Here is a 13,030-nt window from a genome sequence, read left to right as displayed (position 1 = left end):
ACGAAATCCGTTGCTTCCAGGACACATCGAAGTAACCCGACCTGGGGCGAGTTAACCTCCGCGACACTGGCCGGAGCCGCTGGCGAAACACGGCGAACTCACCATCCTTCGTGTGGAGACATCTGCGCCCACCTCCGTTCGATCACCGGCGATCGCCACCACGGCATCGGGCAACACGTTCATGTGTCTCGTCCGGTTCGCGCTGGCGAACATTCGCCGTCGCCCCGAACGGTTCGTGCTGTCCGTTCTCGGCATCGCCCTTGCGATCGCCTGCGTCACCATCGTCCGCACCATCTCGTCGAGCTTCGCGATCACGGGCGCCGATTCGGTCACCGACGTACTGAACGGCGCCCAACTCTGGGCGGTGCCTGCGGCCGGTGTGCACTTCGACCCCGACGCACAGGCTCTCGTCGCGGGCGGCCCGGCACCTGCCTTCGCGGCGCCCGACGGTTGGCGGGCCACCCGCACGCTGTCGGGGACCACCGAGATCAACGGAACGACGGTCTCGCTGCGGGGTCGCGATGAAATCCCCAGTGGTCAAGCCATTTTGGGATCGGGTCTGGCCGACCGACTCCGCCTGACTCCCGGCGCGAGCATGGTGGTCGGCGGCCAGAGCCTGACCGTCACCGTCACGGGGACTGGTCAGAGCGTCACCGTGCCCGCCGGCCTCGCGGCGTCCGTCGTCGGGGAGAACGGGTGGTGGACCGTGCTCGCGCCCTCCGGTGACGAGAAACGGCGCGACCTCGGCTCGATGTTCGGCACAGCGGTGGGTCTGCCCGCGACGTCGGATCCGTCGGTGGCCCCCGACCCGAATGGCGCCGGTCTGATCTACGACACCGTCGGGGGCAACGGGCCACTGTCGTTCGAGCAAAAGTTCTCCGCGCTGTTCTCCGGCAAGGTGACGAGTTCCACGCTGGGGTTGATCTCCACCATCGGACTCGGTCTCGGGTTCATCATCGCGGTGTCCTCCTTCCTGGCCGCCGTCCAGGAACGCAAGCGTGAGTTCGGCATCATGTCCAGCATCGGTCTCGCCGACGAGGTCCTCTACTTCTTCCTCGTCGAGTCCGCGATCACCTTCGTGGTTGCCTACCTCGTCGGCGTGCTCGGCGCCGGAGCCGCTGTGGCGCTGGTGATTCCGGACATCGCCACGCCTGTCGCATGGCTGCAGGCCGCCGGAATGGTGGCCACCTTCGTACCCGCGATGGCGATCGTCGGTGCCCTGGTCCCGGTGCACCGGTTGTTGCAGCAACGACCCGTCGATCTGCTCGGGGACCGCTGATGCTGACGAAGGGTCTGTCCTACGGCTGGCTGGCCGCCCGGCGCCGGATCAAGGAGATGGTGCTGCCGGTCATCACGACGGCCACGGGCGCATTCCTGGTCGTGATCGTGTTCGGCATGTCCGACGGAATCCGTGCGCAGTCCGCCTCGCTCGGCCACGCCGACGAGATCGGCCGCGCGGTGGTGCTCATCGCCGTCACCGTGTTGCTGGTCGGTGTCGTCGAGGTGGCGGTGGCCACCACCCGCACCGTGGCGCACCGTACCCGGGAACTGGGCGTGCTCGGCGCCAACGGCGTCCCGCGTGGACCGGTGATCGCCGCGCTACTCGTCGAGCCGGTGATCGCCGCGGTACTCGGCGCCGTCGCGGGTGCTGCGCTGGCCGCGGGTACGGCAATCATCCTGGGGGCCACGGGGTTGGCGCCGACCGGAGTGTCATCTGCCGGGGTGCTCGTGGGCTCCGGGATTGCCGTCGGCGTGAGCATCGCGGCCGCGCTGGCCACCAGCATCGTGCCTACGTGGAACGCAGCGTCGCGCCCACCCATCCGTTCGCTCTCGAGTGGAGGTTAGGCCATGACGGCCGTACAGGACACCAAGGACACCACCGACGCCACGACCACGGCGGTAGATGAGAAGCCGGGTGCCGCCAAGGCGCCGGTGATCGAGATCTCCGACGTGTGGAAGCTGCACAAGCTCGGCGACGAGGTCGTCAAGGCGCTGGTGGCGGCCGATCTACAGGTGATGCCAGGCGAATTCGTCTGCCTGATGGGTCCGAGCGGCAGCGGGAAGTCCACGCTGCTCAACATCATCGGCGGACTCGACCGGCCCACCAAGGGATCGGTCAAGGTCGCGGGCAAGGACACTTCGAAGCTCACCGAGAGCCAGTTCGCCGCACTGCGGCACGACACCATCGGTTTCATCTTCCAGAGCTACAACCTGATCCCGTTCCTGTCCGCCGTGGAGAACGTCGAGCTGCCGCTGATGTTCGAGCCCTATGACCGAAAATCGTTGCGCAAGAGGGCATTGGAACTTCTCGACCTGGTCGGCCTCAGTCATCGGGTGGACCATCAGCCAACCAAGATGTCCGGAGGTGAGCAGCAGCGCACCGCCATCGCGCGCTCGCTCATCAGTAACCCGACCCTCGTCCTCGCCGACGAGCCGACGGCGAACCTGGATCACAAGACGGGGGAGACGGTCGTGCGAATGCTGCGCGACCTGTGTTCGACCATCGGCGTCACCGTTGTCGCCAGTACCCACGACCCGATTGTCGCCGAGGAGGCAAGCCGCGTCGTCCGGATGAGAGACGGACAGATCGTCAACTGACCCGGTCCCTTCGTGGGATTCGATCCGATTGGGAGATAACCAATGACACAAGAGATGGAAGCGACACGGCCGTCCGACCGCGACGCCCTCATGACCACCGAGCTGGTCCCCGAACAGATCCTGCCCAAGGTGATGACCACGTTCGGGCTGGTCGCCACCTATGTGTTCATCATCTGCTGGATCACCGGCTCATCGGTAATGGCGGCAGGCGGCTGGACCGCCATCCCGATGTGGATTCTGGGCATCCTCACCTTCTTGGTGCCTGCGGGCTTGGCCGTCGCCGAGCTGGGCAACCTGTGGCCCGGCCAGGGTGGCGTGTACATCTGGGCCACCCGCACGATGGGTGAGACGTGGGGATTCGTCGGCGGGTATCTGTCGTGGATACCGGTGATCCTGAATGCCGCTTCGTCGCCCGCTGTCGTGCTGCAGTTCCTGCTCCTGGCCTTCCATGCCGAGCTCGGTCTGACGCTGAGCATCATCATCCAGCTGGTCATCCTCTGGGCCGTCATCGGTCTGGCCTTGGCGAAACTTGCTGCCAACCAACGCATCATGAACGCCGTCTTCATCGTCTACTGGGCGCTGACGGCCGTGATCTTCATCTCCGGTGTCGTCTACGCGATCAACAACGGCTCGGCCACGCCGTTCAGCGTGCATGACGTGACGGTGCCCGACTTCGCGGGCGCCGGGTTCCTGTACGGCACCGTGCTGCTCTACCTGCTTGGCGTGGAGACGCCGTACAACATGGGCGCGGAATTCCTGTCGGTGCGCAAGAGCGGGCCGAGGATGATCATCTGGGGCTCGGTGGCTCTGGTGGCCATCTACCTGCTGACCACGGTAGGCACCATGATGGTGCTGCCCGGCGATCAAATCGATCCGGTCACCGGCGTCATCGGGATGCTCGGAACGGCCGCCCCCAAGGGCGTGATGGAGGTCGCGGCGATCGTCCTGGCCTGCATCGTGTTCGTCGCCCTGGTGACCTACCAGATCGCGTACTCGCGGCTGATCTTCGTCTCCGGCCTGGAGCGCCATCTGCCGCGGATCTTCACCCACCTCAACCCGCGTACCCGCAACCCGGTGACCGCGGTGCTGATCCAGGGTGTGATCTCGTCGTTGATCCTGGTTGGGTTGTACTCGCAGAGCAGCATGGCCAACGTCACCATCTTCATCCAGGGCGGTCTTTCCACCGTCTGGCTGATCTCCGGGTTCTTCTTCCTGTTCCCGGTCATCATCGCTCGCAAGAAGTACGCCGATCGCTACGCGAACGAGAACTTCTGGCGCATTCCCGGCGGCGCCGTCGGAGTGTGGATCACCGTGATCGTCGGCACTGTTGGCACCATCGGCGGCGTGTACTACTCGTTCGCCAAGTCGTGGATCGCGGACGTTCCGGACAGTGAGTGGATGACGTGGACCGGCGGCATTTCGCTGGGCATCATCGTGTTCGGTGCGGTCATCTACGTGTTCGGCCGGCGGTCGGCGCACAAGACAAGTTCGGAAGACGCACTGGCGCATCTTGCCGTACTCGATCTCAAGAAGTCTGAAACCACCACCTCTGAGGGAGTCTGACCCATGACCCTGGACAGCACCACGCTTCGCGCGGACGCTACCGAGGACACGACCAACTACCCGCTCGACCCGTTGTCCGGTGCCGAGATCCAGGCCGCCGCGGCAGTCATCACGTCGTCCGAATACGCTTCGCCGACACTGAAGTTCGTGATGATTCAGCTGGCGGAACCGGCGAAGACCGCCGAGCTGACGTTCGAGGGCGTGTTCGACGTGCCGCGGTGCGCGTTCGCGACCATGTACGACGCCGCGGCCAAGTTGGTGTACGAGGCGGTCGTGGACCTCGGTGCCAGGGTCATCGAATCGTGGAAGGCGATTCCCGGACGGTTCCCGTCCTATCTGGTCGAGACCATGACCGGGGTGGAGGAGACGGTCCGTGAGGACCCGAGGTGGCAGGCCGCGATGCTCAAGCGCGGTGTCACCGACTTCAGCCTCGCCATGATCGACCCCTGGCCCGCAGGCTATTACGGCCAGGGCGATCACTACGACAACTCACCGCTGATCTGCCGTCCGCTGACCTTCATGCGGGCGGCGCCGTCCGAACACGGCTACGCGCGTCCCGTCGAGGGTCTGATCGTCACCTTCGATCTGGACAACATGAAGATCATCGACATCGAGGACCACGGCGTGGTGCCGTTGCCCCCGACCGCCGGCAACTACGCCGAGAAGTTCATGTTCGATCCGAACAACCGGCCTGCCTTCACCGAGTTCCGTCCCGACGTCAAGCCGATCGAGATCACCCAACCCGACGGTCCCAGCTTCACCGTCGACGGCTGGCACGTGACGTGGCAGAAGTGGTCCCTGCGGATCGGCTTCAACCCGCGCGAGGGCATCACGCTGCACGAGGTGAGCTACACCGACCGGGGCGAGACAAGGCCCATCATGTACCGCGGGTCGTTGTCGGAGATGGTGGTGCCCTACGGCGATACGTCGGCGACCCACTGGAACAAGAACGTTTTCGACATGGGTGAGGTGGGCATGGGCTTCTCGGCCAACCCGCTGACGTTGGGCTGTGACTGTCTCGGCGAGATCCACTACTTCGACGGCACGGTCAACGACTCCAACGGGAACGCTGTGACGATTCCCAACGCAATCTGCATGCACGAGGAGGACTACGGAATCTCCTGGAAGCACACCGACTTCCGCACCGAGGAGGTCGAGGTGCGGCGTTCCCGTCGGCTGGTCGTCTCGATGATCTGCACCGTCGGCAACTACGAGTACGGATTCTTCTGGTACTTCTACAACGACGCCTCCATCGAGGTGGAGGTCAAGCTGTCGGGCGTTCTCACCACGGGGGCCGTCGCCGACGGCGAGGTTCCGCGCTGGGGCAAGCTCGTCGCTCCCGGCATCTACGGACCGAATCACCAGCACTTCTTCAACTTCCGGCTCGACATGAGCGTCGACGGGCCGGGAAACAGTGTGTACGAGGTGGATTCGATCCCCGAGCCGGACCCGGCGCTCAACCCGCACCACAACGCGTGGATCACCCAGGACACGTTGGTGGCCTCGGAGGCCGAGGGCGCACGTGACTGGGACTGGAAGACGGGTCGGTATTGGAAGATCGCCAACCCGTCGAAGAACAACGAACTCGGTGCTCCGGTGGCCTACAAGCTGGTGCCGAAGGACATCGTGCCCGTGATGGTGCAGGAGGGCTCACACATCTACGACCGGGCCCGCTTCGTCCAGCACAACCTGTGGGTCACCAAGTACGAGGAGTCGGAGAGGTTCGCGGCGGGTGACTACATGTACCAGTCGGCGGATGCGCAGGGCCTCCCGGACTTCATCGCCGACGACGCGCCATTGGAGAACACCGACGTGGTGCTGTGGTACACCCTCGGCGCCCATCACGTGGTGCGCCCGGAGGACTGGCCGGTGATGCCCTGCTCCTACACGGGATTCCACCTGAAGCCGATCGGCTTCTTCGACGGCAACCCGGCACTCGACATCCCGCCGTCACCGCCGAAGGCGTGCCATCACCACTGACGCCGGGCGGAATTGCTGCGCGCGGTCACCGGAGTAGCCTTCGGAGTTCTGGCCTTGAGACGACAGGGCCCATACGGAGGCATGCTGTGACCCTATTGTCCGATGACTTGCGCACGCTGAGCAACGAGGCGTTCGTCTACTTCTATCCGTTGGTGACGATGGACGTCACCCGACGTCAGGCAGTCAACTCACCCATCGGCAGCACTCCGGGATCCGGTCCGCCGAACCGGTTCTCGCACATCCGGGCCTTCCCGACGGCGGCCTTCCGCGCGGTGGTCCGCCCGAACTTCGACACCCTCTACTCGTCGGCGTGGCTGGACCTCACGGCCGGTCCGGTCAAGCTGACCGCCGCGGACACCCGGGACCGCTACTACATGTTGCCGCTCCTCGACATGTGGACCGACGTCTTCGCCAACCCGGGCAAGCGCACCACCGGCACCGCCGCCGGTGAATGGGTGATCGTCGGACCGGGATACACGGGAGTGCTGCCGGCTGGGTTGCCCGTCATCACCGCACCGACTCCGTACGTCTGGATCATCGGACGTACCCAGACGAACGGGGTGGCCGACTATCCGGCAGTGCACGAGGTGCAGGACGGCTACGCGATCACACCATTGGGAGCTGACCCCGAGTACGTCGTCGATCCGGACTACGACGTAACGACCGAACCGCTGAAGATCGTCAACGGGATGGCCGCGCTCGACTACTTCGGCTACGCGGCCGAACTGCTGTCGGCGAACCCGCCCCATCCGAGCGACTTCTCCCAGCTGGCGCGGATCGCACTGCTCGGCATCGAACCCGGAAAGCCCTTCGACGCCAGTCGATTCAGCGCAGCCGAGCAGACCGAAATCGAGGCGGGCAAGGCGGACGCGCTGGCCGCGATGCTGGCGTCGCTACCCACGATCGGTACCAACGTGAACGGCTGGACGGTCATGACCGAGAACATCGGGGTGTATGGGAATGCGTACTTCAAGCGTGCCGTTGTGACGCTGGTCGGGCTCGGCGCCAACCCGCCCGAGGATGCCGTCTACCCGCTGCTGAACGTCGACGCCAACGGCAACCCCACCACCGGGGACAAGGACTACGTCATTCACTTCGACGCCGATCAACTGCCGCCCGTGTACGCCTTCTGGTCTGTGACGATGTACGACGCCGAAGGCTTCCAGGTCGCCAACGAACTCGACCGCTTCGCGATCGGCGACCGCGACGCGCTGACGTACAACGCGGACGGGTCGCTCGACTTGTACGTCCAGCACACCAACCCGGGCCCGGAGCGCGAATCGAACTGGCTGCCCGCGCCATTGGGCCCGCTGGGCGTGACGATGCGGCTGTACGCGCCCAAGGCCGAGGTGCTCGACGGTCGGTGGAGTCCGCCTCCGGTGCGGAAGGCCTGACGGCTAACCGAAATCGGCAAGTATCCGCCGGAGTTCGCGTTGATCGTGTTCGTTGAGTGGGGCGAGGACCCGGTCTTCGGCTGCTCGGATGCCCGCCTCGGTGCGCTTGAGCAGTGCCTTGCCCTCTTGGGTCAGCTCGGCGGGCAGGGAGCGACCCGCCGCTACCGTCGCGGGCCTGGTGACCAGACCGCGGTCCTGCAGGCTGCGCACCACCATGTTCATCGCCTGGGGCGAGACCATGACGTCCCTCGCGAGCTCCGCGTTCGAGCTGCCCGGGTACAGGGACAGGATTCGCATGCAGATGTATTGCGGGAAGGGCAAACCCAGCGGTTCCAACACGGTCGCCGTGACGTCCGTGCGCAACGCAGTGGTCAACCGGTGGAGAAGGTAGCCCAGTGGCTTGACCTCGCCGTCGCTCATGTCAGGCATCTTGACACATATCAACTAGATTGATAAACAAGAAGCATGACTAACGATCCTTCCGACGTGTTGTTCGAATCCGCCTACCGTGGTGAGGCCGCCGAGATGGGGCTGGGCAACAAGCCCCCGTGGAGCATCGGTGAGCCGCAACCCGAGATCGCCGCCCTGATCGAGGCAGGCAAGTTCCACGGCGACGTGCTCGACGCAGGCTGCGGTGAAGCCGCAACCGCCATTGCGCTCGCCGAACGGGGCCTTACGACGGTGGGCCTCGACCAGTCCCCGACCGCTATCGAACTCGCGCGCGCCGAGGCTGCCAAGCGCGGATTGACGAACGCCACCTTCGACGTCGCCGACATCAGCGCGTTCGCCGGCTACGACGGCCGTTTCGGCACCATCGTCGACAGCACGCTGTTCCACTCCATGCCGGTCGAACTGCGCGACGGTTACCAGCAGTCCATCGTGCGCGCTGCCGCGCCGGGAGCGTCGTACTTCGTGCTGGTCTTCGACGCCACCAACTGGCCAGCGGGCGGGCCCGCCCACCCGGTCACCGAGCAGGAACTGCGTGACGTGGTGTCCAAGTACTGGGTCATCGACGAGGTTCGTCCCGCACGCATCCACGCCAACTTCGCGGGGAACGGCTTGGGTGCCGCGGAGTTTGCCGGCGACACCCTTCAGGACGAGGGCAACGGCCGCACGTCCGTGCCCGCCTGGCTGCTGACGGCCCACCTGGGTTAGCCGCGTCGCGGCGCCACCCCTGCGTCGTCGCGCACCCGCGATGAGGCAGGATTGGTGGCGCCGCCCTCGCCGATCGCCGGGATGGCGAACGCACGCGAGGAGGAGTCCATGGGGGAGCCGGTCGTCGCGGGGGCCATCCGGCCGATGTACTCGCGCGTGCTGCTCAAGCTGGGTGGCGAGATGTTCGGCGGCGGGCAGGTCGGGCTCGACCCCGACGTCGTCGCACAGGTGGCACGACAGATCGCCGAGGTGGTGCGCAGCGGCGCCCAAGTCGCCGTCGTCATCGGAGGCGGCAACTTCTTCCGCGGCGCACAACTGCAGCAGCGGGGCATGGAGCGCACCCGGTCGGACTACATGGGCATGCTCGGCACGGTGATGAACAGCCTGGCGCTTCAGGACTTCCTGGAGAAGGAGGGCATCGTGACGCGGGTGCAGACCGCGATCACGATGGGGCAGGTCGCCGAGCCCTACATTCCGCTGCGGGCCCGCCGACACCTCGAGAAGGGCCGCGTCGTCATCTTCGGGGCAGGCATGGGTCTTCCGTACTTCTCCACCGACACCACCGCCGCGCAGCGGGCGCTGGAGATCGGCGCCGAGGTGGTGCTGATGGCCAAGGCCGTCGACGGCATCTTCACCGCGGACCCGCGGGAGGATCCCACCGCCGAACTGCTCACCGCGATAACGCATCGGGAAGTCATCGATCGCGGGCTCAAGGTCGCCGACGCCACCGCGTTCAGCCTGTGCATGGACAACGGAATGCCCATCCTGGTGTTCAATCTCCTCACCAACGGCAATATCGCGCGTGCGGTCGCGGGTGAGAAGATCGGAACACTGGTCACCACCTGACGGGAGACACCCCGAAGGCGAGCGCTGGCGTGGGGAAGAAAGTACCTTGGGCGAGCGGCATCGACGGGAGAAACGGCCGTGGGCGAGCGACAGCGACGGGAGAAACGACTGTGATCGACGAAACCCTCTTCGAAGCCGAGGAGAAGATGGAGAAGGCCGTCTCGGTGGCGCGTGACGACCTGTCGTCCATCCGGACCGGTCGAGCCAACCCCGGCATGTTCTCCCGCCTCACCATCGACTACTACGGGTCGTCCACGCCCATCACGCAGCTGTCCAGCATCAACGTCCCCGAGGCTCGTCTGGTCGTCATCAAGCCGTACGAAGCCGGTCAGTTGCGCAACATCGAGGACGCCATCCGGCACTCCGACCTCGGCCTCAACCCGAGCAACGACGGCAACGTCATTCGCATCTCGATACCCCAGCTGACCGAGGAGCGCAGGCGCGAACTCGTCAAGCAGGCCAAGTCGAAGGGTGAGGACGCCAAGGTGACGGTGCGCAACGTCCGCCGCAAGGCCATGGAGGAACTCAGCCGCATCAAGAAGGACGGCGAGGCAGGCGAGGACGAGGTGGGCCGCGCCGAGAAGGAACTGGACAAGTCCACGTCGACCTACACCACCCAGATCGACGATTTGGTCAAACACAAAGAAGGCGAGCTGCTGGAGGTGTGACGAGCGCATGCGCGACGAACCGTCAATCGCAGCCGCCCCTTCAGTAACCATTCCCGTGGCAGACACCGACACCGCCTCGACCGACGGGGCAGGCGCTTCCGCCGAGCCTCCCAAGAACGGCTCGCGGGCGGGCCGAAACCTGCCAGCCGCGATCGCCGTCGGCGCCTTCTTGGGCTTCGGCGTCATCGCCATCCTGGTGTTCGTCCCGTACGTGTGGATCGGCGTCGTCGCGATCGCGATGGCCGTCGCCACCCACGAAGTGGTGCGACGGCTGCGCGCCGCGGGATATGCGGTCCCGGTGGTGCCGCTGCTCGTCGGTGGACAGGCCATGGTCTGGCTGACGTGGCCGTTCGGGACCGCCGGGGCCCTTGGCAGTTACGGCGGCACGGTCGTCGTGTGCATGATCTGGCGGCTGCTGTCCGGTGGCCTGAAGGCCGCGCCGGTCAACTACCTGCGGGACGTCACGGCGACGGTCTTCCTGGCCACCTGGATTCCGCTGTTCGGCGCATTCGGAGTCCTGCTCGTCTATCCCGACGACGGCGGCTGGCGGGTGCTCTGCTTGATGCTGGGGGTGGTGTTCTCCGACATCGGCGGCTACGCGGCAGGCGTGTTGTTCGGCAAGCACCCGATGGTGCCCGCGATCAGCCCGAAGAAGTCATGGGAGGGCTTCGCCGGTTCGCTGATCTTCGGCACCGCGGCCGCCGTCATCGCCGTGACCTTCCTGCTGGACAAACCGGCATGGGTCGGCGTGCCGCTGGGCCTCATGCTGGTGATCACGGGAACGCTCGGGGACCTCATCGAGTCCCAGGTCAAACGCGATCTGGGAATCAAGGACATGGGGACGCTGCTACCGGGGCACGGCGGGCTCATGGACCGCCTGGACTCGGTTCTGCCGTCGGCCGTCGCGACCTGGATCGTCTTGACGCTGCTCACCTGACCGGCGGGTCTTCGCGCGCGAACCCGAGCTGTTCAGCCAGCAGGCGAGCGCCCCGAGCAGAAGTCCGACGCCGGTGCCGATGTCGACGCGCTGGCCGAGCATCAGCCAAGACAGCACTCCCGCGACCGCGGGGATGACGCAGAACAGCATCGACACCGCGGCCGCGCCGTGCAGGTTGATCGCCCGCACGTACAGCGACACCCCAAGCACCGCGTTGAGCAATACCACTCCGGTGACCGCGATGGCGGCCTTCACCGGGTCGTGAATCGCGAAGTGCGTCGTCAGGGCGAAGATCACGGCAGGGACGAACGCCACCGCGTTCTGGATCGTGGTCGAGGCGCGGAAGTCGACGTCGGCGCAGAACCGCTGCTGATACACCCCGCCCGCGGCGATGCCGATGAGCGCGACCAGGAGCAGCAGCACCGCGGGGTCGACGCCCTTCTCGCCGATCAGCCGGCTTGCGCACGCCGCCAGCACGGCCGCGACCCCGAGGACGAGGGCAAGGATCCGGCGCGGCGTCAGCCGGTCCCGCAGGAAGGTCGCGGCCAGCAATGCGGTGGCGACCGGATTCATTGCGACGATCACCGCGCACAGCACCGCGGGCGCACCGCGCTCGATCGCCAGGTAGAGCGCGCAGAACTGAACGGCCTGCATCAGCAGTCCGGTGACCGCGACGTGGCCCAGTTTGCGGCCCGTCGGCCATGCCACCCGTGCGATCCTTGCCCAGCTGCCGAGGATTAGCGCCGCGAGCCCGAAGCGGAATACCAGCACGGCCATCGGCGACATCGCATTGACGGCCATGTTGCCGATCGGGTAGCCGAGGGCATAGAAGAACGTCACGGTCGACGCAGTTCTCAGCGGCATGCGGGTAGGCGTCACCGTTCCATGGTGTCGACGGCCGGCGTGCGAGTCCAACGAATATCGGCGATCATGATCGATCGCGGATCGTGATCGAATATGTGGAATAGCTTCGGCGGACCATGCCAAAACCCTGCTCTTTGATCTGAATTGCTGATCAGAGTACTTTGGACGGATGGCTCAGGTCCTGGACATCGCACCGCTGCGCAGCATCGTCGCGGTGGCTGACTGTGGTGGATTTCACCGCGCCGCGACGGTCCTGCATCTGACTCAGTCGGCGGTCAGCCAACACGTCCGACGGGTCGAGGCCGTCGTGGGTGGGCCGGTCGTGGAGAAGTCGGGTCGTGGGGTGGCGTTCACCGAACTGGGGTACCGGGTGCTGGCCCACGCGCGAACCATCCTTGCCGTGCACGACACCGCTCTCGACGACCTTGGCGCCGCCCAGGAACAGGTCCTGCTGCTTGGCGCCACCGAACACGGTGCTGACGTGATGCTGGCCGGCCTGACCGACGCGCTGGGGGAGCGGCTGCCCGATTGGCGGCTCCGGTTCCGGCTGGACCGCAACGTGATGCTCGCCGACGCCGTCGAGCACGGCAACGTCGACGTGGCGGTGATGCTCGACGGGTCCGGTATCGACCCCGCCAATGCCTCCGGCATCGTTGCGCTGAAGTGGGTCTCAGCCCGCAGTTTTGCGGCGCCCGCCAGCGAACCGCTGCCGGTGGTGATGTTCTCCGAACCGTGCACGCTGCGTGAACCCGCCTACGCCGCGCTCGATCGGATCGGCGTGCCCTACCGCATCGTGGCCGAGAGTTCGGACCTGTCGGGGCTGTATGCGGCGGTACGGTCAGGTCTCGGCGTCGCACTGCTGCCGATCATCGGTCGGCTGCCCGACGGCTTGTGCCTCGCCGAGGGGCTACCGCCGAGCAGTCGCGCATCGGTGTTCGTGCGCGGCAGAGCTGGCGTCGATGCCGACATTTTGAACGCGGTCGACCAGGCCGTTCGTGACGTGCTGGCCGAACAGACCTGAGGGC

Annotated in this window: 13 protein-coding genes; 11 read left to right on the top strand and 2 right to left on the bottom strand. The window is 65.9% G+C overall.

The genetic code is table 11. The features are described from left to right. The first annotated feature begins 112 nt into the window (after positions 1–112). The 6 genes from HNP02_RS23050 to HNP02_RS23025 all read left to right on the top strand — a co-directional run bounded on the left by HNP02_RS23050 (position 113) and on the right by HNP02_RS23025 (position 7,535). Complete coding sequence (locus HNP02_RS23050) at positions 113–1,279, top strand: FtsX-like permease family protein (protein WP_184442799.1); 1,167 nt, start codon at positions 113–115, stop codon at positions 1,277–1,279. Then, a complete protein-coding gene (locus HNP02_RS23045; protein WP_184442798.1) occupies positions 1,279–1,845 on the top strand; it encodes an ABC transporter permease in 567 nt (188 codons plus the stop codon). Before HNP02_RS23050 ends, HNP02_RS23045 begins: the two co-directional genes overlap by 1 nt. 3 nt (positions 1,846–1,848) lie before the next feature. After that, positions 1,849–2,598 (top strand): ABC transporter ATP-binding protein, encoded by a 750-nt coding sequence (locus tag HNP02_RS23040; RefSeq protein WP_221317880.1) that lies wholly within the window; start codon positions 1,849–1,851, stop codon positions 2,596–2,598. Between the two features lie 42 nt (positions 2,599–2,640). Next, a complete protein-coding gene (locus HNP02_RS23035; protein WP_184442797.1) occupies positions 2,641–4,161 on the top strand; it encodes an APC family permease in 1,521 nt (506 codons plus the stop codon). A gap of 3 nt (positions 4,162–4,164) precedes the next feature. After that, entirely contained in the window at positions 4,165–6,141 is a 1,977-nt protein-coding gene (locus HNP02_RS23030; RefSeq protein ID WP_184442796.1) for a primary-amine oxidase, read from the top strand. An 86-nt stretch (positions 6,142–6,227) separates the two neighbouring features. Then, positions 6,228–7,535, top strand: a complete 1,308-nt coding sequence (locus HNP02_RS23025) for a DUF1254 domain-containing protein (protein WP_184442795.1) — start codon at positions 6,228–6,230, stop codon at positions 7,533–7,535. Positions 7,536–7,538: 3 nt separating this feature from the next. Here HNP02_RS23025 and HNP02_RS23020 read toward each other — a convergent pair whose 3' ends face one another. Further along, a complete protein-coding gene (locus tag HNP02_RS23020; RefSeq protein WP_184442794.1) occupies positions 7,539–7,955 on the bottom strand; it encodes a MarR family winged helix-turn-helix transcriptional regulator in 417 nt (138 codons plus the stop codon). Positions 7,956–8,000: 45 nt separating this feature from the next. On the opposite strand from HNP02_RS23020, the gene HNP02_RS23015 reads away from it, so the two are divergent. The 4 genes from HNP02_RS23015 to HNP02_RS23000 all read left to right on the top strand — a co-directional run bounded on the left by HNP02_RS23015 (position 8,001) and on the right by HNP02_RS23000 (position 11,141). Beyond that, positions 8,001–8,690, top strand: coding sequence for a class I SAM-dependent methyltransferase (locus HNP02_RS23015; RefSeq protein WP_184442793.1), 690 nt, complete (start codon positions 8,001–8,003; stop codon positions 8,688–8,690). 108 nt (positions 8,691–8,798) lie between these two features. Then, the gene (pyrH, locus tag HNP02_RS23010) at positions 8,799–9,536 is read left to right on the top strand and encodes a UMP kinase (protein WP_184442792.1); all 738 of its coding nucleotides are present in this window, start codon (positions 8,799–8,801) and stop codon (positions 9,534–9,536) included. 110 nt (positions 9,537–9,646) lie between these two features. After that, a complete protein-coding gene (gene frr / locus HNP02_RS23005) occupies positions 9,647–10,204 on the top strand; it encodes a ribosome recycling factor (RefSeq protein ID WP_184442791.1) in 558 nt (185 codons plus the stop codon). A 7-nt stretch (positions 10,205–10,211) separates the two neighbouring features. Continuing rightward, a complete protein-coding gene (locus tag HNP02_RS23000) occupies positions 10,212–11,141 on the top strand; it encodes a phosphatidate cytidylyltransferase (RefSeq protein WP_184442790.1) in 930 nt (309 codons plus the stop codon). On the opposite strand, the gene HNP02_RS22995 is transcribed toward HNP02_RS23000, so the two are convergent. After that, positions 11,052–12,005, bottom strand: coding sequence for a DMT family transporter (locus tag HNP02_RS22995; RefSeq protein ID WP_184442996.1), 954 nt, complete (start codon positions 12,003–12,005; stop codon positions 11,052–11,054). The two genes, HNP02_RS23000 and HNP02_RS22995, sit on opposite strands and share 90 nt — an antisense overlap. A 169-nt stretch (positions 12,006–12,174) precedes the next feature. On the opposite strand from HNP02_RS22995, the gene HNP02_RS22990 reads away from it, so the two are divergent. Further along, a complete protein-coding gene (locus HNP02_RS22990) occupies positions 12,175–13,026 on the top strand; it encodes a LysR family transcriptional regulator (RefSeq protein ID WP_184442789.1) in 852 nt (283 codons plus the stop codon). The last annotated feature ends 4 nt before the right edge of the window (positions 13,027–13,030 follow it).

It is taken from the genome of Mycobacterium sp. AZCC_0083 (assembly GCF_014202335.1).
Taxonomy (GTDB): domain Bacteria; phylum Actinomycetota; class Actinomycetes; order Mycobacteriales; family Mycobacteriaceae; genus Mycobacterium.
Note: the sequence above shows the minus strand (reverse complement) of the source record. Positions and strands in the feature narration are given on the sequence as shown.